At 50.1% G+C, this 24,644-nt stretch carries 15 protein-coding genes; 10 read left to right on the plus strand and 5 right to left on the minus strand.

The window, feature by feature from the left end; all coding sequences use genetic code 11:
• The first annotated feature begins 2 nt into the window (after positions 1-2).
• Entirely contained in the window at positions 3-2,420 is a 2,418-nt protein-coding gene (locus tag ACNI29_RS03760) for a cache domain-containing protein (RefSeq protein ID WP_419780853.1), read from the plus strand.
• 10 nt (positions 2,421-2,430) lie between these two features.
• Here the strand turns inward: ACNI29_RS03760 and ACNI29_RS03765 are convergent, their stop codons facing one another.
• Positions 2,431-2,838, minus strand: coding sequence for a Gfo/Idh/MocA family oxidoreductase (locus tag ACNI29_RS03765; protein ID WP_419780854.1), 408 nt, complete (start codon positions 2,836-2,838; stop codon positions 2,431-2,433).
• A gap of 226 nt (positions 2,839-3,064) precedes the next feature.
• Between ACNI29_RS03765 and ACNI29_RS03770 the strand changes: the two genes are divergently transcribed.
• Both ACNI29_RS03770 and pbpC read left to right on the plus strand, forming a co-directional pair.
• Positions 3,065-8,464 carry an alpha-2-macroglobulin family protein gene (locus ACNI29_RS03770; RefSeq protein ID WP_419780855.1) on the plus strand — a complete coding sequence of 1,800 codons (5,400 nt, stop codon included), beginning with the start codon at positions 3,065-3,067 and terminating at the stop codon, positions 8,462-8,464.
• Between the two features lie 149 nt (positions 8,465-8,613).
• On the plus strand, positions 8,614-10,887 hold the full coding sequence (gene pbpC / locus ACNI29_RS03775) for a penicillin-binding protein 1C (RefSeq protein ID WP_419780856.1): 2,274 nt from the start codon (positions 8,614-8,616) through the stop codon (positions 10,885-10,887).
• On the opposite strand, the gene ACNI29_RS03780 is transcribed toward pbpC, so the two are convergent.
• Complete coding sequence (locus ACNI29_RS03780) at positions 10,884-12,455, minus strand: SidJ-related pseudokinase (RefSeq protein ID WP_419780857.1); 1,572 nt, start codon at positions 12,453-12,455, stop codon at positions 10,884-10,886. The genes pbpC and ACNI29_RS03780 overlap by 4 nt on opposite strands.
• Positions 12,456-12,637: 182 nt before the next feature.
• On the opposite strand from ACNI29_RS03780, the gene ACNI29_RS03785 reads away from it, so the two are divergent.
• The 3 genes from ACNI29_RS03785 (at position 12,638) to ACNI29_RS03795 (ending at position 16,445) form a co-directional block, all read left to right on the plus strand.
• The gene (locus ACNI29_RS03785; RefSeq protein ID WP_419780858.1) at positions 12,638-13,465 is read left to right on the plus strand and encodes an acyl-CoA dehydratase activase; all 828 of its coding nucleotides are present in this window, start codon (positions 12,638-12,640) and stop codon (positions 13,463-13,465) included.
• 35 nt (positions 13,466-13,500) lie between these two features.
• Positions 13,501-14,631 (plus strand): double-cubane-cluster-containing anaerobic reductase, encoded by a 1,131-nt coding sequence (locus tag ACNI29_RS03790; protein ID WP_419780859.1) that lies wholly within the window; start codon positions 13,501-13,503, stop codon positions 14,629-14,631.
• Between the two features lie 308 nt (positions 14,632-14,939).
• Complete coding sequence (locus ACNI29_RS03795; protein ID WP_419780860.1) at positions 14,940-16,445, plus strand: 30S ribosomal protein S1; 1,506 nt, start codon at positions 14,940-14,942, stop codon at positions 16,443-16,445.
• A 5-nt stretch (positions 16,446-16,450) separates the two neighbouring features.
• Here ACNI29_RS03795 and ACNI29_RS03800 read toward each other — a convergent pair whose 3' ends face one another.
• Positions 16,451-16,741 (minus strand): hypothetical protein, encoded by a 291-nt coding sequence (locus ACNI29_RS03800; protein WP_419780861.1) that lies wholly within the window; start codon positions 16,739-16,741, stop codon positions 16,451-16,453.
• A gap of 30 nt (positions 16,742-16,771) precedes the next feature.
• Between ACNI29_RS03800 and ACNI29_RS03805 the strand changes: the two genes are divergently transcribed.
• Both ACNI29_RS03805 and ACNI29_RS03810 read left to right on the plus strand, forming a co-directional pair.
• On the plus strand, positions 16,772-17,494 hold the full coding sequence (locus ACNI29_RS03805; RefSeq protein ID WP_419780862.1) for a sulfite exporter TauE/SafE family protein: 723 nt from the start codon (positions 16,772-16,774) through the stop codon (positions 17,492-17,494).
• A gap of 26 nt (positions 17,495-17,520) precedes the next feature.
• Complete coding sequence (locus tag ACNI29_RS03810; protein WP_419780863.1) at positions 17,521-18,021, plus strand: FxsA family protein; 501 nt, start codon at positions 17,521-17,523, stop codon at positions 18,019-18,021.
• A gap of 86 nt (positions 18,022-18,107) precedes the next feature.
• Here the strand turns inward: ACNI29_RS03810 and ACNI29_RS03815 are convergent, their stop codons facing one another.
• Complete coding sequence (locus ACNI29_RS03815) at positions 18,108-18,839, minus strand: septal ring lytic transglycosylase RlpA family protein (protein WP_419780864.1); 732 nt, start codon at positions 18,837-18,839, stop codon at positions 18,108-18,110.
• A gap of 94 nt (positions 18,840-18,933) precedes the next feature.
• Positions 18,934-19,242, minus strand: a complete 309-nt coding sequence (locus tag ACNI29_RS03820; protein WP_419780865.1) for a hypothetical protein — start codon at positions 19,240-19,242, stop codon at positions 18,934-18,936.
• A gap of 39 nt (positions 19,243-19,281) precedes the next feature.
• Between ACNI29_RS03820 and rlmD the strand changes: the two genes are divergently transcribed.
• Both rlmD and ACNI29_RS03830 read left to right on the plus strand, forming a co-directional pair.
• A complete protein-coding gene (rlmD, locus tag ACNI29_RS03825) occupies positions 19,282-20,679 on the plus strand; it encodes a 23S rRNA (uracil(1939)-C(5))-methyltransferase RlmD (protein ID WP_419780866.1) in 1,398 nt (465 codons plus the stop codon).
• 17 nt (positions 20,680-20,696) lie between these two features.
• Positions 20,697-24,629, plus strand: a complete 3,933-nt coding sequence (locus ACNI29_RS03830; protein WP_419780867.1) for a class I adenylate cyclase domain-containing protein — start codon at positions 20,697-20,699, stop codon at positions 24,627-24,629.
• Positions 24,630-24,644: the final 15 nt, after the last annotated feature.

A 24,644-nucleotide genomic window follows, 5' to 3' on the forward strand; every position in this document is an offset into this window, starting at 1 on the left:
ATATGAAAAGTATTGTCTCAACCCTATCCCGGTATACCCTCGCCCTATGCTTCTCTACTATTGTTATCTTCGGGGGGCTGACTGTTTATTTCATGATTTCCGATTATCAGGAGGAAATCATAGAAGCTGAAGCTGCCATATTCGCCGGCGTTGAAGATCAGCTGATCAAGGAAGTCACCCGCATAAAACATTCTATTGAATTCACCCAGCGCAACAATCAGCGTACCAGCATCAAAAACATCAAATCGGCGGTAACAGAAGCGCACAATCTGGCGACCCACCTTTATGATAAGTACAAAAACTCCTTACCTCCTGCAGAAGTGCAGGAACTCATCAAAGAAACACTGCGCTCATTAATCTTCGATTTCTCCGATTCATATATTTTCATCGTGTCCATGGACGGGAAGGCTATCTTAAATCCCGGAATGCCGAGCTTGGAACAAAAAGATGTTCTGAACCTCAAGACACAGGATAACAAGTTTCTGGTTCAAGACATGATAAAAATCGTTGGTAAGAAAAAAGAAGGATACATCGAATACACATGGCCCCGCCCCGGAGACAAAAGAACCCTGCTGCAGAAAGTTTCATACATCAAACTTTTTAAACCTCTAAAATGGATCATCGGTATAGGTGTTTACGAGTCCACAGTAATCACTAAAACCCAGAATGAGATTTTACTCCGACTGGCAAAAATTCATCAGCAGGATAACAAAGTCACCATCGGCACTATCAACGGAGAGTCTCTGCTCGGTCCATCAAGAGGTAGAAACATACTTAACCTCAAAAACTCAGACGGGATATTCATAACTACAGCCCTGATCCGGGCTGCCAAAAACGGCGGAGGTTTTGTAACATACAAGACCCCAACCTATAGCCAAAACTTAAAGTCCTATAAAAAAATGAGCTACAGCTCCGCTATCCCTCAATGGGGCTGGTTTGTGGCCTACGGCATTGATATAGGCAAACTTGAGCTCAAGCTTGCGGAGCGAAAGAATGAATTATGGGAAGCACTAATACTTCAGGCTGGAGGAATGGGTGTTCTTATTGTTCTGATTTCTTTGAGCAGCATTTTTATTTCAGGTAAATTTGAAGGCATGCTAGCGGACAATTTCAATTACTTTGACAGCTTTTTCCGCAAAGGGACTGAAGAAAACACTAAAATTGACCGCTCGAAAATAAGTTTCAGCGAATTTGATGTCATGGCTGAATTGGCCAACAGCATGATCGACAGCCGGGAATCAGCAAAAAGGGAATTACTCAAATCGGAAATAACTTACCGGGAGATTTTTAACTCCACCAAGGATGCTATCGGCGTTTTGGATGTACAGAAACGCACATTTACCGATGTGAATCAGGCATTTCTTGATTTCTTCGCCATGAAGAGAAGCGATGCCATAGGGATGAGCGCCGAAACCATCAGTTTTAACAGTGCTCCCTATGATAACAAGTACGCAGCGGAGCTGTTCAACAAAGCCCTTTCCGGAAAATCCGTCCACTTTGAATGGATGGTAAAAAAAAGCACAGGGGAACCATTCTGGACTGACAATCTGGCAAGGATGGCCTCCATTGGAGGTCAGAAAAAACTGCTTATTGTTATGCGCGATATTACCGAAAGACGCAGGATGCAAAAAACCATGGTCCAGACTGAAAAAATGATGTCTGTGGGTGGGCTTGCCGCAGGTATGGCCCATGAGATCAATAATCCGCTGGGAATCATCATGCAGGTCACCCAGAATATTATCCGGCGCACATCCCCTACTCTCAAAAGCAACCTGCCTGTCGCGGAGAAGTGCAACATAGACCTTAACAACCTGCGCAACTACATGGATAAGCGCGGGATTACAGAATACCTGCGCAGCATTCAGGAAGCTGGAACAAGAGCAGCAGCAATTGTAAAATCCATGCTCGACTTCAGCCGCAGAAACAATTCTGCCAAATCCTCGGGAACCATTGAACCGGTTATTGAAACTGCCATCTCACTGGCGGGGAACGATTATGATATCAAGAAAAAATATGACTTCAAAAAAATCAATATCGTGCGCGATTTCAACTCATCACCCGCGTTCAATTTCACAGAAATGGAGATCAGTCAGGTTATACTTAATCTGATCAAAAACGCAGCGCAGGCTATTTCAGAAGAAAAGAATATCCACAAGATTCCGACGATAACAATCAGAACATCGTCGGATGAAAATTTAGTCCGCATAGAAATTGAAGATAACGGTCCGGGCATGGAAGAAGAGAAGCTCAAAAGAATTTTTGAGCCATTTTATTCAACAAAAAGTGTGGATATGGGAACCGGACTGGGGCTTTCCGTGTCATATTTTATTGTTACCCAGAACCATGGAGGAACCATCACGGCAGACTCCACCCCCGGCGAAGGGACCAGATTCACCATATCCTTGCCGATACTGACCTGATGCCGAAAGGTTAGCGCTTTCCTTCCAGCATCATGTCAGCATAAATTTGACTTTTGCTCTTGCCAAGATCAGGAAGGTATTCATCACCCGCGATCAGTGTCCAGACCAGCCGGGTCAGCCGTTGCGAAGCAACATCAGTGTATGTGTTACCGCTGTTGCAAAGTTTTTCCCTTAAAATCCGGGACACATTATTGTCTCCGGTAAGATCAAAAATAACCTCTACCCCTAACCCAAGCTCGACGACATCACTTAAATCAACTATAGGAATTCCCTTTTCTTCTGCCAGCTTACGCCCCGGAGTACCACACATTTCACAAACAGCTTTAACTTTCATCACACAGTCGTCAGACATTGCTTTCCGCAAAAAAGCCGTACCAATTCTTCCCAAACCGATTATCGCAACATTGTGATTTTCCATTCGTGCTCCTTTTAGACTCACTTGATATTCACTCAGGCCACTCATTAGTAACACAATTATAACATAAGCAAGAAAACAGGCAAACACCCGGACAAAACAATAATAACCATGTTATTGTCGGGAGACAGCATATTTTGAACGATGACTGCGCAGCAAAAAAATGGCATCATCAACCAATTAACAAAACGTAATTTTTAATAGTTTATATAAAAAAGAGGTTTCCAACATGGACAGAGGACCGACCCCGTTCAAAGACAAGAAAAATATCATTATCGCCCTGCTGCTCATGCTCTGCATCATTCAGGCGGCCGGCCTGCTCAAAACCAAACACGACTCAATTTCCGCAAGGATGAATTCCGGGGAAGGCGTTAAAGTCACCGACGTCAGCCTCGACAGTCAGGGCTATTCCCAGCTCCTGCTGGCCTTTGACATGCCTATAGGCCCGGAAGCACCTTCCCTTGCCCTGAAAAAAGCTCCGGCGACCATCACCCCGGAAGTGAAAGGAGAATGGCGCTGGATCAACCCCTTTGCCCTGCGCTTTACTGCCGATCCTGCTTTCAAGGGCAATACCCGCTTTGCCATCGAGCTTAAGCCGGAAAATTTTCTGCTTAACGGACAGGTCTTAAGTGGAGACTCTACTTTCCACGTGCAGACCGGGAGCTTCGGAGTCAATGAGATCAGCCTGCGCACCGAACCTGTCGCCGGACAGGGACGCAAAGTACGCATTGAAGGCCATATAAACTTCAGTAATTACGTCACCCCCGAAAACACCCTGAAGAACCTTTCCCTCAGCGGACCAGATGGACAAGATATCCCCTTAAGCATCACCACCCGTTACGATGACTATTATCAACGCTTTGTCAGCTCCCCGATTGAAAAAGAAACCACAGCTAAAACATACGTCCTTAGAATAAAGAAAGACCTGCCCGATGGCCCCGGAGCTATGGTTCTGGGCAAGGATTATGAAAAGAAAATCGAAATTGTTTTCGATCCCGTGCTGAAATATTCCGGCTACAAAGCAGCAAGCAACCTTTCCGGCGCAAGGGTCGAGCTGAGCTTCTCCAGCCCGGTCATCCCGTCACAGGGTCTTGAAATGCTGAGCATCAAACCCGCAATCAATGTTTCTGCTGCGGCATCCGGCAAAAAACTCATCCTTTCCGGACCGTTCAAGCCGGGTACAAAGTACGCCATCACCCTTAAAAAAGGTCTAACCGCAGCTGACGGCGCCCTGCTTGAAGAAGCAGTCACCGAGAGTATCGCTATCCCGGATATCGAACCCAGTGCTGATTTCTCATCAGCAGGCATGTTTCTCTCCGAATCAGGTTATCAAACCCTCGGGATCAAAACCGTCAACACCCGCGAAGTAAACGTCACCGTGGACCGGGTCTTTCCCAACAACCTTTTCTCGCTCTTTACCCATTACGGATACATGGCCTTTGATCCCAATACTTACGGAGGCGGCATTTCAGCTGCACTGGGTAACCGTATTTTTTCCGGCAAGATCAAAACCTCAGGCAAAAAAAATGAGCAAAAGACCACCCCGCTGTCTGTAAAAAGCTTTATTGCCGAAGGCGGCAAAGGCCTTTACCGCATTGCAGCCACAATTCCCGGCAAAGGCCGCGGAGAGCAACGCTGGGTAATGATCACCGACCTCGGTGTGGTAGCTAAGCAGGGCGACGATGAGACCCTGTTTTGGATATCCTCCCTTGCCGACCTCAAGCCTGTAGTCGATGCCAAGGTGCAGCTGATCAGCAACCGCAACCAGATCGTGGCTTCCGGAACCACTAACTCACGCGGTATGCTGGTCCTTAAAAATAAAGACATGCAAAAGGACCTCGGCCGTCCATACATGGCAATTATCAGCCGCAAAAACGACATGACCTTCATGCTCATGGACCGTTTCAGCACCGATCGCTCCGGGCTTGACATCGCCGGACAGCGTTTGTCCCCCAAAGGGTTGACCGCGTTCACTTACGGTGAGCGCAATCTCTACCGTCCCGGCGAGACCGTCAAAGGGATAGCCGTAGTCCGAGACCGCAAGTTGCAGGCTCCTACGAAAATGCCCGTTATTCTGGTCTACTCCGACCAGCGTGGCCGGGAACTTTTCCGTCGCACGGTGCATACCGACGATCAGGGCATGGTTGAATTCAAAAGAGCCATCCCAGATTATTCGCCCACCGGACAATTCAATATCAAGCTGCTGGCTGGTAAAGAGCGTATCGGCAACTTCCGCTATTCCGTGGAAGATTTTATGCCCGACCGCATCAGCGCGGAGATTATCACCGCCAAGCCCGCCTCCATCGGTCAGGATCTTAATTTCGAAGTGGAAGGCCGCTACCTGTTCGGCCCCCCGGCAGAAGACCTTCCGGTCAATGCACGGGTTATGCTCGAACCTGCACAGTTCAACCCCGATGGTTATGAAAATTACCGCTTCAACACAGACGCAAGCTCTTTCAAGGCCCGCGAGATCCTGAAAACCGATGCTAAACTGGACGCGAGCGGTAAGTTTTCTTTCAAAGCTCCCATTCCTGCATCCATCAAATCCGAATCCGCCATTCAGGCCCGCATGACCGCACGGGTCAGTGAGACCGGAGGACGTGGTGTTACTGCGACCAAAACCGACCCGGTTTTCATTTCAAAGTTCTACCCCGGACTCAAAAAGCTGACCAAGCAGGGCTACGATCAAGGGGAATCCGTAAAACTTGATTACGTCACCCTGACCCCGCAAGGTGAAAAAACCACGACCGGAAAGCTGCTCATGAAGCTTTACCGGGACCGCTGGCAGACCATCGTGCGGGCCACTCCCTCCGGTTCATATAAATATGTTACCGAGCGAGATCCGCAGTTGCTGGAGACCCGCGAGATTTCCTCCGATTCCTCCGCAGGTTCATTCACGGTCACACCGCCGGAATTCGGCAGCTACCGGGTGATCCTCAGTGATCCTGAATCCGGTGTTTCCGCTCAGGCCGACTTTTTCTGCGGCGGCTGGGGTTATTCCCCCTGGGCCTTGGAGAATCCGGCCCGCCTTGAAATCATCCCCACCCGCAAAGGGGATTACAAACCCGGCGACATGGCTGAATACCAGATCCGCACCCCCTTTGCCGGGAAAATGCTGATCGCCATTGAAGATGATTCCATCCGCTGGACCAAGACCCTTGAAGTGGAAGGCAACACAGCCACAGTTAAGGTTCCGGTTCAGAAAGGAATCAGTACCAACGCATACGTGACCGCCACCCTGATCCGCTCTGTGAACAAGCTTGAAGCAGGTTCCAGCGCACGTGCTGTCGGCGCGGTTCCGCTTTTCGTGGACCGCGAAAGCAACAGGTTAGATATCGACATCACCTGCCCGGAAACCACCCGTCCCGAGCGGACCGTGGCCCTGCAGATACAGACCAAACCCGGAGCGAAACTGACCATCGCCGCTGTAGATGAAGGCATCCTGCGTCTTTCCGGTCAGAAGACTCCCAGCCCGTTTGATTACTTCTACGCCAAGCGCGCTCTCGGTGTACGTTGGTCGGACACCTTCGGGCTGCTTATGCCTGATGCCGGACCGATCAACAAAGCTGTCGCCGGTGGTGGCATGGAACTGGCCATGATGAAACAGTTCGCCGGAAGCTCCGCCATCCGCAGGGTTAAGCCTGTTACCTTCTGGTCCGGTATCATCACTGCGGACAAGAACGGCAAGGCCGTATTCAATGCCGAAATCCCTGAATTCAGCGGCGCGTTGCGCATCATGGCAGTGGTCAGCGACGGCAGAAAATTCGGATCAACTTCAAAAATCATGACCGTGCGCTCACCGCTCATGGTCACCCCGACCCTGCCCCGCTTTCTGGCCCCGGAGGAAACATTCTCCGTGCCCGTCAGCGTGCGCAATGACACCCCCAATGACGGTAAATTCAACATATCCATAGCCGCCAGCGGCTCCTTGCAACAGGATCTGCAGATGAAAGACTTTGCAGTACCGCAAGGCAGGCAGAAGACCGCCCTATTCGAAACCAGGACCGGAGCGGACCTTGGCCCGGCGACCTTCAAATTCTCTGCTGAAGGGAACAATGAAATTGCCAGAACCGAAATCGACCTGAACATCCGCGCGGCCCTGCCTGTGCAGCGTTCATCGAAGTCCGGTTTCATCAAAGATAAAGTCACCTCACTTCCCGCTGACCTTGCCGGAATGCGCGTTGCCACAGCCGAACGCACCCTGACCATAGGCAACCAGCCCATGATCAGGCTTGCCGGGCAACTGGATTACCTGCTGCACTATCCATACGGATGTGCTGAGCAGACCGTATCGCAGGCATTCCCGCTGCTGAAGTTCCCGGAACTGGCCCGGGAGCTTTCACCGCAATCGTTTGAAAAAGAATCGCCGCAGTACATGGTTCAGTCCGCGCTCAGCAGGTTGTCCATGATGCAGACTTCCGACGGCGGTTTTGCCATGTGGCCCGGCGGTCATCGTTCCGAGCCGTGGGTATCCATCTACGTGCTCCATTTCCTGCAACAGGCCGCCATCTCCGGTTATCAGGTCGACAGCATGCTCCTGAACCGGGCCAAACGCTACGCTGCCAGCAACTATGCCGACACCATCCGTGAAGGTTATTCATACCGTCTGCCCTGCTACGCCCAGTATGTGCTGGCCCGTTCCGGCAAAGTAATGCACGGCCCCATGAACTATCTGCGCGAGCGCAAGGCTGCGGACATGGACAAACTGTCCCTGACCCTGCTGGCCGGAGCGTTTGCCGCTTCCGGCGATATGGCTGCATATCGGGAACTAATCTCCGCCAAGCCCGCTCCGGTTAAAGGAAAGGACAAGGATCAGCTTTTCAGCTCCGAAATCCGCGACCTTGCCCTTGAGCTGCTGGTGCGCATGGAAGCAGACCACAAGGATGACGCCATCCCGCAGCTTGCAACCAAGCTTTACAATCTTATGGCTGACAACGGACGCTACGTAACTCAGGACAATGCGCTGGGATTCCTCGCGCTGGGCAGTTTCTTTGCCCGGACCAAGTCTGCGCCGCATCCTTCCGGAAAGATCATGTCCCGAGGAAAGGAACTGGCCGCTTTCAAAGCAGACGGAACCGCACAGGTAACAGTACAGGGTGATGCTCCTCTTTCCATTGAGCTGGATGCCGTTCCTGAAGAAGGCACATTCATCTGGTCCGTTAACAGCAGGGCTGTCCCCACCGTGGAAAGCTGGAAGCCTTATTCCAACGGTCTTGAAATCAAGCGAGAATTCCTGACCCGTGACGGTGAGCCGCTCGACATCAATTCCATCAAGCAGGGCCAGCTGTTAGCCATGCGCACCGTGGTCAGCTCCAGCGGCAAGCCCGTTCCCAATACGGTGATAAGTTGTCTGCTACCCTCAGGGCTGGAACCGGAAAACACCAAACTCGCCACCCGCGAAGATCTGCCGTGGTTATCCAAGGGCAACGTGCGCCCGGATCATGTTGATATCCGCGATGACCGCGTTCTGGTTTTCTCAGCTATTCCCGCCAAAGGTGAAATCGAAAATGTCACCCTGCTGCGCGCTGTCACCCGTGGGGAATTCAAAGTGCCCCCGGTGCAGGTTGAAGGGATGTATGATCCTGAAAAATCCGCAGCCACTGCGCTGGGTAAAATGATTATTAAATAGTTTATATGCCTCCGGCGGCATCGCGTGGCGCCCTGCCGGGGGCCTTAAACCCTTTTGCAAAAGGGTTTAAGAATCCCAAAACCTTTTAGTTGAATTATCGGTTAATTAAATTTGCGATGAAAAAGAGAGTATTTTTAATATTTGGGGTTATGACTCTCTTTTTCATCGCGTCTTTTTTTGCGCTTGATCTGCTTTTCCCCTTTCCTGATGATAAGCTGCATCCTCCGGTTGCCTCGGTTGTAAATGACCGGGAAGGCAAAGTGCTGCGCATTTTTCTGCCCCCGGACGGGGCAAGGCGCATGCACGCGGATTTTGAAAAAATCTCACCCGTGCTTAAAAAGACTCTGCTCGCCTCCGAAGACCAGTGGTTTGAATATCATCCGGGAATCAATCCTATTTCAATCGTCCGTGCGGCGATCGCCAACATAGCAGCCGGGCGGGTCGTTTCCGGGGCCTCGACCATCCCCATGCAGATTGCGCGTATGGCTGAACCGAAAAAACGCACGCTGGGATCAAAAACCATTGAGGCTTTCCGGGCCTTGCAGCTCAAACTGCATCATTCAAATGATGAACTGTTGGAAATCTACCTGAACATGCTGCCCTACGGCGGAAACATCGTCGGCGTTGCTGCGGCTTCGCATTTTTATTTCGGGCATGGAGTGGACAATTTGTCACTTGGGGAATCCGCTCTGCTGACCACCATTCCCCGTGGTCCTGTTTTTTATGATCCCCTGCGTAATCCCAGGCAGGCCAAAGAAGGTCGTGACCGGGTTATGCATCAGCTGGCAAAGAAAGGAGTTTTCCCGCAGGATGAGATTGAACGCAATATGAAGCTGCCACTGCCGGATTCGATAAAAGCTGTCCCGCTGGGCGCACCCCATTTCTGCCGCATGGTTCTGGAGAGAAACGGGCGTGTTCCTGAAACTAAGACCACCCTCGATTCCGACTTGCAACAGGCAGCACAGGAAATGCTCAAGACCCACGTCACCCGCCTGCGCGGGGACGACATCGATAACGCAGCCTGCGTGATCATCCATATTCCCAGCCGGGAAATTCGTGCTCTGGTCGGTTCGGCTGACTTTTTTGAGAAAGGATTCGGCGGGGCCATCAACCTCGCAAACACCAAGCGTTCCCCCGGCTCAACCCTCAAGCCTTTCATCTACGGACTGGCCTTCGATCAGGGCAAGCTGGTCCCGGATACATTTGTTTACGATATTCCGGTTGATTATGCGGGATACTCACCGGAAAACTATGACCGCATCTACCACGGTCAGGTGACAGTGCGGCAGGCTTTGGCAAAATCCCTGAATATTCCGGCGGTCACAACCCTTGCCGAAACCGGAGTTGCGGAATTCATCGACCGGCTCCAGAAAGGCGGTATCAGCACCCTTGATAAAAAGCCTATGGAATACGGTCTGCCGCTCGCCCTTGGAGGCTGTGAAATCAAACTGACCGAGCTGACCAACTTGTACGCAACGCTTGCAGACAGAGGCAGATTCAAAACCTTCAGTGCAATTTCCGGCAAGGCTAACGTAGAGAAAGAAATTTTATCACCGCAGGCATCATGGCTGGTGCTTGAAATGCTTTCATCAGTCACTAGGCCGGAAATGAATGAAACATGGATGCTGACCCGCGATATGCCTGAAGCGGCATGGAAAACCGGAACATCCTTCGGACACCGGGACGCCTGGGCGGTCGGTATTTCCGGCGATTATGCCATCGGAGTCTGGGTGGGAAACCCTGACGGCAGGCCGCGCAAGGGAATTTCAGGTGCAGTGCATGCAGGACCGCTGCTTTTTGACCTGCTCCGGCTGGCTGCACCGGGAGGTAAACTGCCCAAGCCGCCCGAAGGTTCAGGTATAAGCGAAGTGGAAGTCTGCGCCCACAGCCGCCAGCTGCCCGGACCTTTCTGCACTGAACGCACAGATATCCGTACCCTCTCAGGCAAAACACGGCTCCACCCCTGCGAAGAATGCCGCCAGATTTTCGTGGACGGGAAGAGCGGCTACCGCATTTCAGGCGAATGCCTTGGGCGCAAAGGGATCAAAACAAAAATCATCCGTACTATCCCGGCTAAACTGGCCCGCTGGCGCGCGGAGAACAATCTCGAAGTCCCGCACCTGCCCCCGCTGGCACCGGACTGCGGACTTATCCCCGCCGGAGTTGCGCCGAAGATAATCTCCCCGGCATCCGGCACGCCCTACCTGCTGCGCAAGGACACCCCGCTGAAATTTCAGCAGATAGCCCTGAAAGCCGAAGCCGGCCCGGACAGCGGAACCCTGCACTGGTTTCTGGATGGCCGTCTGGTAGCCAGAGGCAAATTTAATGAAAAGCTGTTCACAGAAATAAACGCCGGAAAACACAGAATTTCAGTAAGTGATGAGTTGGGGCGGGTAGACGCGCTGGAGTTTGAGGTGCGCTAGCCCCACCTGTCCCCCAGCGCCCGTGAAGCAATGCAGCACCCGGCAGCCATAGCCGACCATTCAATAATTTCCGGCAATGATATGGTGCTGTTAAAGTCACCGAGATGCGGCCCGGTAGTCAGGGGGATATCTTCCTTGTTCTTCTCAAGAGAGTAAGCCTTATCCGGTTCCATACCGCATTTGATGAGGTATTTACGAAACTCATCATCTTCCAGCAATTCCTGATCCACCACGCGCATAAACTCGAACATGTGGCGGTCCACGCCCATCTCATTAATCATGTCCTGCACCAGTTCCGGAATGTGCAGGTTTATTTCATTGTGAAATTCTTTTCCGGTGAACCCTAAGTAATACAGATCAAAGCAATGCTTCACTGCCTGTTCAAAAAAAACGGGATCAAATAAGCGACGGGCATCGATGGGTTCCTTGTCTGCATCAAGTCCGCAGAGCTGTGGTTCCTGCGCCCGGAACCAGCTTCCCAGCACCAGCAGGATGGACATGAAATGAGAACCGATGGCCCGGTAGAAAGGATCACGCCCCGGCTTCATGACCTGCAGGTGCTCAAAATCCCGCAGCCCGGAACGTCCGAAATTTGGATAGCGGCAGGAATCTAGCCAGCGGTCCAGCCTGCCGAACCTGCGCCATTCATAGACACCCTCATCTGTACGGCGGGTGGCCTGAACCCGGTTATGGAAAAGAGGGATGGGCGCATCATGCACAATTCCCCGCCCGGCAAGCTGCCCGAGCAGGAAGGAATTACGTCCCATAATTTCAAGCATGTCTTCGGGGGAACTGCGCTTCTCTTCGCGGTCATCATTCGGATAGATAAAGTAGTCGCTGTGGGCATGGTAGGCCATGGCGTAAAGTTCCGGGTGCAAATTATCAGGTGCGGAACCCGGCAGACCTTCCAGCCGGAAAACAACATGCCCGCCGATGGTATACGGCTGCGGACAGTCAAAGCGCACATCTTCCGGGCCGCTTTCCGCACAAAGCCTTTCCATCCATCGCCCTTCAAGATGCAACCCCTGCGGATCTTCACCCTTGCGCAGAATCTTGATGGCAAAGATACGATCCTCGCCCTCGGCCTGCATAACCGCGCTGCGCCCGGAAAAAACAGGTTCACCGACAACTTCTGCATTTTTAAGCAGGGTTTCCCATTTTACGCTGGGCGCAAATCCGGAAAAATCATCAGGAGATTCAGGAAGCGCAATACTAAAAGGCAGTGCTCCAAGACCGCCGGAAGCTTCGATGGATGCATATTTTTTACAACTGGAAGCGGCCTGAACCTGCAATTGCAACGCCGAGTGTGAAACTTCACAGTCCGGGCAGCCGTAGCCGACAGCCGCAAGAGCTTTGGCGCATTCCCGGTAAAGCAACTGCGACATGCGCTGCGAGCTGTAACGCTGCTCCATAATCACATCCCAGACCGCGTGGACAATTTGATGGTCCGCGAATTCCGGTTTCTTTTGCAGCAGAGAGCGCAGGTTGCGCATATCCATATATACAGCACTGAATTCGCGCCCCGGAGTCAGGCCGTCGGCGTAGAAGTTTGCATCCGATTTTTTCAATTTATTCCTCTCATTTATTCTCTTGGTGGAGAGTTATATTAAAGCCGGCAATTAAGCCAGCGCGCAAACACCTGGGCATCGGCAAGCCCGATAAGTAAAGAACCTTTGCATCTATTCTTTTGATTGGAGACGTCGGAAGACGTGATGTAAAGGTAGATCTGATTGTCAAATTGGGAGGCTAAATGCGCACGATAGATGAAACAATTGACCGAAAACAAACGGATGACTCATCTGCAAACACTGCAGTTTATTTTGCAGGGCTGGATATTGGTTCAACAGCAACCAAAGCTGCCATTATAAATGGTGCAACCAAAGAAGTATTAGCTGTTGCCGAAAGGGCCACCGGATGGGCCCCTAAAGAAGCAGCCAAGGGAGCACTGGAAGATGCCCTCTCTCAGTTGAACATATCCGGCGCATTGATAAACCGGACTGTAGCCACTGGCTATGGCCGAAAAATGGCCGCCGCTGATAAACAGGTAACGGAAATATCCTGTCATGCGCTTGGAGCAAAATATCTGGTGCCCGCTGCCATGACAGTGCTGGATATCGGCGGGCAGGATTCCAAACTGATTGCCCTTGATGACCAAGGCAACGTTCGTGATTTTCTCATGAACGATAAATGCGCTGCGGGTACGGGACGCTTTATTTCCAATATGGCGACGGCGCTGGGTATAGACCTCGATGACTTTGGGGTGCTTGCCTCATCGGGAACACCGGCTCCCATTTCAAGTATGTGCGCCGTCTTCGCTGAGTCAGAAGTGATCGGCCTGACAGCATCCGGTACTTCCCGTGAAGATTTGGCTGCAGGGATAGTGGTATCCATTTCAAAACGTTTGACCAGCCTCGCTGGACGAATCCCTTTAACTCCAACCATAGCCTTTACCGGGGGAACTGCGAGGAATGCAGAATTAGCCAAGTGTTTTTCAAAAGCCCTCAATGTTGAACTAACCGCCCCGCCTCTTGCTCCATTCGCAGGAGCCATCGGGGCTGCTCTGATTGCGACCAGATAACGGACCATAAATCTTTTACCTAAGAAGGGGACTACATGAGCTACGCATCCATTGATAAACTGACTACAAAAGCTGAAAAAAATCCTTTGGAAGTTGCCAATGCCAAAGAGAACGGACAGAAAGTCTTCGGATTTTACTGTCTATACTCCCCTGTTGAGATTGCCTTGGCGGCAGGAGGAATTGTGGTCGGCCTGTGCGGAACCCGAAATGACCCCATTCCCGCTGCTGAGAAAACGCTGCCTCGCAACCTCTGTCCTCTGATTAAATCAAGCTTCGGCTTCGCCGTCGAAGACACCTGTCCTTATTTCAAAGCGGCTGACCTCATTGTTGCAGACTCAACATGCGATGGCAAAAAGAAGATGTTTGAACAGATGGCCGAAATTAAACCGCTGCACCTGATGTATCTGCCGCACAATCAAAAATTGGATGTGACCGGACCATTCTGGGAAGGTGAGGTAGTACGTTTCAAGGAACGGGTCGAGCAGGAGTGCGGAATCAAAATAACTGATGACATGCTTAGCGAAGCCATTCAGCTCACCAACAGGGAAGCTGCCGCTCTCAAAGGATTGATGGACCTGAACCAGCAGTCTCCTGCACCTATTTCCGGCATGAAGATGCTTGAAATTGTTTTCAAATCAGGCTTCTTTGCCTCCAAAGAAGAATCTGTTGAACACCTTGAAGCAATCGTCGATGAAGTAAGCAACGCACCGAAGGAAGAAACCAGACAAGGCCCCCGCGTCATCATTTCCGGTGTTCCTATGGGGCTGGGATCTCACAAGGTTTGCCAGCTTATTGAAGAGGCAGGCGGAGTTGTCGTGGCCTTTGAAAATTGTACCGGCTATAAAAAGACCATGCAGGTGGCTACTGACAAGGCTCCTATCACAGCTTTAGCAGAAAAATATCTTGCCACACCATGCTCAATCATGTCTCCCAACCCCGGCCGAATTGATCTCCTGAACACCATGATTAATGATTTCGCCGCAGATGCCTTAGTAGATCTTACATGGCAGGCTTGCCACACATATAACGTTGAGGCGGAGAATATCCGTAAATTTGTACAGGACGACAAAAAATTGCCTTACCTGCACATCGAAACCGACTATTCCGACGCTGATACTGAGCAGTTGCGTGTTCGCATTGAAGCATTCCTGGAAATGGTCGGCTAGCCCAAAAAACGCATCAAAGGGACAGGGTGGTTGGAAGTAACTCCAACCACCTTTTTTTAGATCACTCGATAACTACCCCATATATTGTCAGCTTTTTAAAAGATGCAGCCGACATGGAACCCACTATTCCTGAAGAGCCGGATTTAGCAGAAGCACCGGGCGCTGCCATCCACTGAATGGTGCAATAAAAAATATATGAATAAATCGTTTGAAAATTATGCCTTTTCCCGTTAGGTTCCCATTGTCCACGGCACTATAAAAAACCTACCTTGCCGGGATCAATTTGCCCTTTCAGGAGAAATCAGAGCATGTCCGAGAAAAACTTGGAAACCAATGGCGAAGAAAACTTTGCCGAACTGTTTGAAGCCTTCCAGTCCGAATCCAACGACAACCTTCAGGTTGGGGATCTGGTCAAAGGAACTGTCATTTCCATCACCAAAGATTCCGTCTTTGTTGACACCGGGTCCAAAGTGGACGGAGTTGTCGACCGTGATGAGCTGACCGAAGAAGGCGAGCTGACCGTCAAGGACGGAGATACTGTAGAACTCTACGTAATCTCCATGAACAACAATGAAATCGTCCTTTCCAAAGCCATGTCCGGCGCGGGCGGTCTCAATATGCTGCGTGAAGCATACGAGAACAAAGTCCCGGTTGAAGGCAAGGTTGCAGAGACCTGCAAAGGCGGCTTCAGAGTTAAAATGATGCACCGCAAAGTATTCTGTCCGGTAAGCCAGATCGACACTTCCTTTGTTGAAGATGCTGAAGCTTTCGTTGGCAGTACCCACAATTTTCAGGTCATCAAGTTCGAAGAAAACGGTCGCAACATCGTTGTTTCCAGAAGAGTTCTTCTCGAACAGGAACAGGAAAAAGCCCGCGAACAGTTTATGCAGGATGTACAGCCCGACGCTGTTCTCGAAGGTAAAGTTACCAAACTTATGCCTTTCGGAGCATTTGTAGAACTCACCCCCGGCGTAGAAGGCATGGTTCACGTGTCCGAACTTAGCTGGTCACGTTCCGCTAAGCCGGAAGATATCGTCCAGCCCGGTGATGAAGTAACCGTCCGCATCCTTTCCATGGAGCCGCGCAAAGACGGTAAAGGCCTCAAGATCGGGCTTTCCCTCAAGCAGCTTCAGGCTGATCCCTGGGATGAAATTGGCGATCAGTTCAAAGCCGGAGACAAAATCACCGGTACTGTAGTCCGCTGTGCCGACTTCGGTGCTTTCGTTGAAATCGCACCCGGCATCGAAGGTCTGGTTCACGTGTCCGAAATGAGCTACACCAAGCGCGTTCACAAGCCGGAAGACGAAGTTTCCCCCGGTCAGGAAGTTGCTGTCATGGTTAAAGACATTGATCCGGTTAAACGCCGTATCGGTCTGTCCATGAAAGACGCTGCCGGTGATCCCTGGGTGGAAATGGAAGACACCTTCAAAGTCGGTCAGGAAGTTGAAGGAACCGTGGAGAACCGTGCAGAATTCGGTATCTTCATCAACCTCGCTCCCGGCATCACCGGGCTGCTGCCCATGTCCCGCATCACCCGTTCCGGCAAACAGGCCGAACTGGAAGCTCTCAAGCCCGGCGACAAGGTGACCATCTCCATCGAAGAGATCAACACCTCAGACCGCAAGGTTACTCTCACTGCAGGCGACGCAAAGAAAGCTGACGGAGACAGCGACTGGAAAGAATACACCAAGTCCGCTCCTAAAAAGTCTGCTCCCCGCAGATCCGCTCCCAAAACCACCACTTCCGGTGGCTCCGGCGGTTTCGGCGGCCTGCTTGGCGACAAGCTGCAGGAAGCCATGAAAAACAAAAAGTAATTACTTTAAGGGCCGGATATTCTTCTAGGAATATCCGGCCCTTTTTTCGTTGCACTATGAATAACAACAACGCTATCAAATGCTGGCAGGATTGCTGATCCGGTTTCAAGAAGGTGAGTTTCCACCTTCAGACTCTCCAATCCGGTAAGACTGTTAAAGTGGAAGTCCGGACTGACCAGCGATCCAATATCGATATCATTTGCAGAGTCAGAAAAGCTGAAACAATTGCCGAAGAACTCCTCCCCGACAACATAACTCTGCTGACACTGCGCAAAATCTGATTTTTCCTTCAACATCCTGCACATCTGGCAGTAAAAAGGTTCATAATGTCTCCGTTTGTTCTAGTACCCGCAATTTTCTTTATCGCCGGACTCATGCAGGGCTTAACCGGATTCGGCTGTGCCCTAATAGCCATGCCCCTTCTGACCTACGTTGTAGATATCAAAATCGCCGTACCTGTATGTACACTCTGCGCCATGTTCATCAACCTGAATATGACCTACAAATTGCGCAAAAGTCTGGACAAAGCCAAAATACTTCCGCTGTTGATCGGGAGTGTGCCCGGTTCAATTTTCGGTACAGTTGTACTGAAAGAAGTAAACGGGGACTACATTCGCTTACTGTTGGGAGTGCTTATTAGCGGTTTTGCAGCATATTCCCTGCTTGCCAGACCAATCAAGCTGCACATAAGCGACCGATGGGGTTATCTGTCCGGCTTCCTCACCGGAGCAATTCACGCAGCAGTCAGTGCAGGCGGCCCGCCCACTATTATTTACTCCTCCCTTCGCGGCTGGGACAAAGACAGCTTCAAAGCAACACTGGTAGCCTTCTTTATGGCTTCGGGCATAATGGCAGCCGCAGGACATCTCTTAAGCGGACTGACCACCATATATATTTTCAAACTGTTTATGGCCTCAACTCTGCCCATTGTCATGGGAACTTTAGCGGGCGGAATGATTTCCGGGCTGCTGTCTGAAGATTTCTACCGCAGAATCGTAATGGTACTGCTTGTCATCATGGGATTGATGCTTATATTTCAGAACGTCTAACTATGAAAATAAGCACGGGAGATTAAATGTTCGCTAAGATTTTTCTGGGTTTTGTCCTTATTCCCCTGATCGATCTCTACATTCTGGTACAGATCGGTTCCAAAATCGGGACCCTCAATGCCATCGTCCTTTGCCTGTTGACCGCCTTTGCCGGAGCTGCACTTGCCAAATCACAAGGTGTTGCAACCATGCAAAAGGTTCAGGAGAACTTGAACAAAGGCATCATGCCCGCCGAGGACATCCTCGATGCGGTATTGATTTTTCTTGCCGGACTTGTCCTGCTGACCCCCGGATTCATGACCGATTTTTTCGGTCTGCTTATCCTTTTTCCTGTCACCAGAGGTTACTTCAAACGCATGCTCAGAACCCAGTTTGAAAACATGAAAAACAACCCCAACATCCACGTGGTCCATCACAACTCTGAATTCACAGCCTGGACCAATCAGGAGCAGCCCAAAAGGCGCATCGACCATGATATCATTGATGTTGAAGTAGAAGATAAGAAAGACGACAAGCCGCTGCAGTAACTGCGGATATCAATAAAAAAGAGCCCCGCAGCATGACATGTGCATGCTACGGGGCTTTCTTCATTCTTTAGATGTCTAATTAGATACTAATCCTGAATCACATCTGCCAGAACAAAAGTCCCCGGGAAACCTTTGCCAAGAGACATATGCGCTTTGCGGGCATTGGCTAAGGTCTTATACATGCCCAACTGGACCTTGAAAATCTGGGCACTGTCAGTAACAACCCGAACAATGCGGGTGTTATGGAACCCGGCCTTGTTCAACCTTTCGATCAGCCGGTCCGCATTGTCTTTAACCTTGTATGCGCCAGCCTGAATATAAAAAGCACCGTAGAGTTTTTTATGCGCTGTAACAGGGGCGGGAACGGCTGCTGGTTCCGGTTCCGGCTCAGGTTCAGGGCGATAGGGTTCTATGAGTACCTTGGTCTTGCCGGAATCAATGAAGTCCAACTCCTGCGCTGCGGCACGGGAGAGATCAAGAATACGGTCAGGAACAAAGGGGCCACGATCATTAATGATTACGGCAACTCTTTTTTTATTGCTGAGATTGGTGACTGAGACTTTCACCCCCAGCGGCAGGTAATTGTGGGCAGCTGTCATTTTTTCCATGTCATAAGGCTCACCGCTGGCGGTAAGCTTGCCCTGAAATTTTTCACCGTACCATGAAGCAATGCCTTCTTCACGGTAATCCGCAGGAATAACAATTGTCTCTTGTGCAGCAACCGCTTCTTCAGTCTTATCCTGAGTCCCGTTCTGAGCAAAGGATGGAGCAGTAAAAACCAGCAGCAAAAGCTGCATTAAGAAAATATTTTTGATCATTTATCTCTCCTGCCTAATTTAGTACAATGCATGTTACCTTTATGCAGATTTCGGGGTGGTGGCAAGCTTTTCGACATTCATATAAAGAGAGCCTTTACAGCTTTTTCATTTCGCGACGATGCTTTTCCTCATTATATTCGCCAAGCTCGTACATGCGAATTTTGTTGCTACGGGGAAACTCCCTCTTGAAGAGAGTCTTCAAAAGCTTCTTCATCCCTTTCAGGGCGGCCCGATGCTCTATTGTTTCATAACCGTCTTCGTAAATAATGTATTCCTGCTCCTGATCGTGCAAAATTAGCAGGGAACGGTTGCGTTTGTAAGTGCGCAGGTCTATGCAATGCCCCACGGGAAGCTTTTTTAACTTCCTCAAAACCGATTCAAGTGCTGTAGCTTTATCAATCATAAAACTGAGCGTACAGCGGCCAAAGGAGAACTGTCAAACATGCCTAATGAAAACAAGCCCATCAACAAGGGCGATATAGTTGAAACTAAAATCGAATCACTGGCCTTCGGAGGGAAAGGTATCGGCCGCTATGAAGGGCTGACCCTTTTTGTTGAAGGAGTTGTACCGGGACAGACTGTGCGCTGTGAAATTACCAAGCTCAAAAAGCGTTTTGCCGAAGCCAGACGTACCGAGATTGTCGACCACGTGGAAGACGAACAGACTCCCGCCTGTAAATATTTTGGATCCTGCGGCGGCTGTCTGCATCAGGACATCAAATATGAAGCCCAAGCCTATTGGAAAGGGCGTCAGGTATCTGAAACCCTACAGCGGATTGGCAAAATTGCCGAAGAGACTCCGGGCATGGGCACTGAAGCCCAGCCTTCTCCTTTGGAATACGGATACCGAAACAAGATGGAATTTTCCTTTCACGGCATTGGCGACTCACTAAAACTGGGCTTTAAGCGGCGCGGTTCGGAAACCGATGTGTTGAATATCCATAGCTGTCCCCTACTCCCGGAACAGTGTGCAGACATTCCGGCTCTGGTCCGCGACTACTGCGCCCGTACCGGAATCGGAAGCTACCGCCACAACCGGGGCGGTTACTGGCGCAAACTGGTGGTCCGCTACTCCCACAACAGCGGCGAAATGATGATTCACCTGCTCACAGAACCGGCCAAATCCCACCACACCATCAAGGGACTGGCAGAGCTTCTTTCCAATCACCTTCCTCAGCTGAAAAGTTTTGCGCACTCCACCCGCAAAGGGCGTGCTGATATTGCAACCGGAGAGCGCCTTATCTCGCTGACCGGACAGAAATATATTACCGAGACTCTGACCCGTGCCGACGGTGCAGAAGTCAAATACCGGATCACTCCCAATGCTTTTTTCCAGACCAACTCCAAGGGCGCGGAAGTGCTCTACCGCAAAAGCGTGGAGCTTGCCGACCCCAAAGCTGATGATGTCGTCTGGGACCTTTTCTGCGGCTCCGGCGGTATCGGCATGTTCATGGCAAAGGATGTGGACAAGATGATCGGAATCGAAGTTTCCGAAGAATCTGTACGCTCCGCAAAGGAAAACGCCGAACTTAACGGACTGGAAAACACCAGCTACATCGTCGGTAACCTTGCCTCGGCAAAGGGTCTGCCCGACAATCTGCCCCGCCCGGACATGGTCATAGTTGACCCACCCCGCTCCGGGGTTCCCGATCCGTCCCTGCAGAAGCTCATTGAACTTGCACCGTCCAAAATTCTCTACATTTCCTGCAACCCATCGACTCTTGCCCGTGATGTTGCAAAAATGGATGGAACTTACAAACTGGAACGCTTTGCTGCAGTGGATATGTTCCCACATACGTCGCACGTGGAATCCGTCGCTCTGTTGACGAAAACAGTCTAAACAGGTCAGAATATTACATGGCTGAGACAGAAAAACATGATACCCTGCTTGAGGAATTGCGCAGGTTGACCATCTACCCTCCGGAAGAACGCCAACTGGCTGAGTTGCGCTATAAACTGGAGGGTAAATTCAGCAGGCCAGAGAATTCCCCACAAGGACTTGAAGCTGTAAAATACGGAGTACTTCTTCATGCTATGGCTGTAAAAGCTATTGCGAAAGAAGCCGATGACAGCAGCATAAGTTCCTATAAACAGGATGAATCTGACAGCACAGCTGCCATCTGTCTCGACTATCTGGCTATGATGGGGATATGCGGCCGAAATCTGGCCGCCCTCATCCTGTGCCACCGTTCCCTACCCTTTTCACGGGTCAAGGAGTGGTTTGCCGCGCAGCAAGACAAGACCGCCATCGCTATCGCCGACCGCATGCTGGCAGTGAATCCCGGAGAGATTCCTGAACGGATCAAGTATGCACAATCGCAGCTGGATAGGATTTCTGATCTGAGTATGAGCGAGTCAATGGATTTCTTCCGCAGCAACGGAACCCGTAAGGGTGAGCTGTCCCTGCAATCGCTGGAAAAGTTTATGACCGGGAACTTCGGCAAAAACTGCCGAAAAAAACTACACAGCCCGGAAAGCCTTGAAGAAATATCATTCTGCACAGAAACAATGCCTCCCTACCCGGACAAAGAAATCATCAATGATATTTCTTTCCATCTGAAAACAATGGACCCGATCATTATGGAGAAGGTCCTGCGGGCAGTTGAAAGACTTGCTGATGAAATCGATGATGAGCTGCTTAAAGAGATCCTGCCGCTAGCCAAATCTCCTTCCCTGCCGTTGGCAAAGGCGGGTATGGATATCGTGGCCAAATTCGGGGGCAGTAAACGCGCACGCATATTCATCCAGCTTTTCAATGAAGCTCCTAAATTAAGGGCCGAGTTGATAAACAGGGTCCCTCTACTCAGCAGTGACGGCTTTGCCAAATTCATGAAAGGCATTTCCGAAACATTCCATATTCCGGTACTTTCTGTCCTCTTCTCCACCATCAGCGAAGAAGATCCGCAATGCTTTGGAAACATCCTCAGCAACGTGCTTAAACAGTCGCGCAGCAACAAAACTGGCAGTCTAAAGCCGATGCTGGCTCAAATAATAGAAACCGAAGCATTTAATGAACCCCCAAGACCGGAAATAGTTGAAGGCAAAAATGTTCCCGGTGTTGATTTCATTAAATCCGGCGGCCCGATTGTCCTGAACATCGAGAAGAAGGAACCCGAGAGCACAGGATTCAAAAGAATTTTCGGTAAACAGGAAATCCAATCCGACGGCCTGCCTGACATCTTTACTGACGGGCAGATCACTAATCAAAGACTGCACAAACTCAACAAATGGAAGAGCATTTCACAGGGGCTGACATTTCAGAATTGTACCTTTGAAGCCTGTGAACTGCGGGATTCTTTCATGGAAGAATGCTCCTTTAAAGGATGTACTTTCAATGCCTGTTCACTTGCTGATGCTGTTTTTCTGGAAAGCAAATTCACGAACTGCACTTTCAAAAACTGCTCCCTGAATGGAAGCAATTTCTACGATTGCACTTTAAAAGACTGCAAATTCCAGAACTCCCACTTTGACTCCGCAATCACTTTCCTGAGTGATTTCAAGAACTGCCGTTTCAAGGCTGTTGCTACTCCCGGTGCATATTTTTGCCGCACCAGATTTTTGACCAGCCTGTTCGAAATCTGTGATTTCCGTGAAACATATTTCTACAAGGGAACAATCAAAGGCTCTGACTTCTGCTTATCTAACTTCAATACCAGCCTATTTAAAGACTCTCTCGTAACCGGCTCAAACTTTGATGACTGCAGCACCAGATATTGTGAAGCAATGAATGTGAGAACCGACTCGCCGGAATTGCTCAAAGCCATGAGCCGATCTTTTACTTCACGGTTGCAAAAAAGGGAGAACCTTAAAAAACGTTCTGCCGGGTTCGGTAAGATTGATGAATATGGACGGGGAGTACTTTATAAGGCAATCAAACGCTGGTTTGTACTCAAAGACATTGAGCACAATCAAGCCCAGTTCACTGAAAACAACAAGCGCAGGCTGGATTGGGCTGCGGCAAAAATCAATGAGCGCGGACGAAAATTCTTACAGATACTCCCCGCCTTGCTGCATACAAATGTTTTTGAAATTAAAACAGGCATGGATAGCGTCAGCACCGGATCAAGAATCAGCAGCTATGAAATAACCCCGCAGACCGCTGACCTTCTGGATGAATTTTTTCCTGAATTAAAATATGAAGAGAGCGGAATAGGGGCCATCCCCATTGAAGCATTCATGTCCATCGGCAGCACGGGAACGATTGCCCAGACCCCAGACTCAGACCTTGACTGCTGGGTCTGTTGTGATTTCAGGGGAACAGCTCCTGATAGACGGGAAAACCTGATTGGAAAACTGCAAAAAATCGAAGAGTGGGCTCTCGGTGAGTTCGGTCTGGAAGTCCATTTCTTCACCATGGATGTCCGAGAGGTACGCAACAACCAATTTGGATTAAGTGACGAAGAAAGTTCCGGTTCTGCCCAGAGTGCAATTCTTAAAGAAGAATTTTATCGTACCGCCCTTCTGCTGGCCGGAAAACCTCCATTGTGGTGGTTCACACCTCCGGAAGCTGAAACCAAAGCCTACGAGACCTGCAAAAAAAGAGTAATGCTGCTCAAAGGAAAAGGATTCTGCGTTGATCTCGGCAATGTGCCGAGTATTCCGATGGAAGAATTTTTCGGAGCCTCCCTCTGGCAGATTGTTAAAGGGATCAAAAGCCCGTTCAAAGCGATCATGAAATTCGGATTACTGGAGCTTTACACCTCAGACAGCAAATATTCTCTGCTCTGCGAAAAATTTAAAAAGAACGTCCAGCACGGAACCCGTTCAATCCTCCGCACAGACCCATACATGCTTCTATATCAAGAGCTGGCTGTTTTTTATGCCAAACGCGATCAGGCAGATCACTCTTGGCTGACAGCCATGGCCCTACGCCTGAAATGCGGGCTGGTGGGCGAAAAAGCTGCTGGGGATCATATATCCAGGACTGAAGATATTGAACTGATGGAATTTAATTCCAGTCTTTCCGAAAATACCCCGCAAGACATGGTCAAAGATTTCAGCAGTCTCACCGACTTCAGTTCCGTGGCAGAGTTGGGAAGACAGATCAACCAGTTCATGATCAACACCTACATGAAAGTACGCGGAGAACAGGATAAATTCCCCGGAGTGGCAATCACCCCCGAGGACCTGACCCGTCTCGGCAGGGTTATCTTTGCGGCTTTTGCCAAGCGTAAGGCCAAGATATTACGTCTTTCCCTGCCCGGACCCAGAACACATTTTTTCAAAACCATAATCATTTCCCGCTCTGAAGCAGGAAACTTATGGCAGATTCAAGGCGAATACCCGGACGAATCCGGGGCCAGAAATATCGTGACAAAAATCGAGTCGGGAAAAGACCTCAATTTCATGCTGGTCTGGCTGGCCCTGAACGGACTGTATGGTCAGGAAATGCAGGTCAAGACGGACATCAATTCCGGCCCCTTGCGTGAACGGGAAGTGAAAAAACTAATTCAGGACCTGATGATTTTCTTTCCGCAGAAAGAAACTTTTAATGTACGCATCGAAGAAACACTCAACGCGGAACGCATTATAAAAGGGTTCTTCATCGTTAATCTCTGTGTCCCGCCGGAAACCAAAAAAGTTCAGGAAGTGCACTTTGTATACAGCACAAACTGGGGTGAAGTTTTCTGCAAACCGCTGAAAGTTAACCGCAAGCTGATTGAGACCCCGGAGCAATACCTGAAAGATGACATGGAATCGCTTTACGAAGGAGAAGTAGTATTAGGCCAGTTCCTGCCCTTGCATGCCGAATGCCCTTTCCTAAAGATTCCGGTCGGATTTGGTCATTAAGCACGTTCAACCATA

This window comes from Maridesulfovibrio spiralis (SeqCode) (assembly GCF_048571135.1).
In the GTDB taxonomy this organism is placed as follows: Bacteria; Desulfobacterota; Desulfovibrionia; order Desulfovibrionales; family Desulfovibrionaceae; genus Maridesulfovibrio; species Maridesulfovibrio spiralis.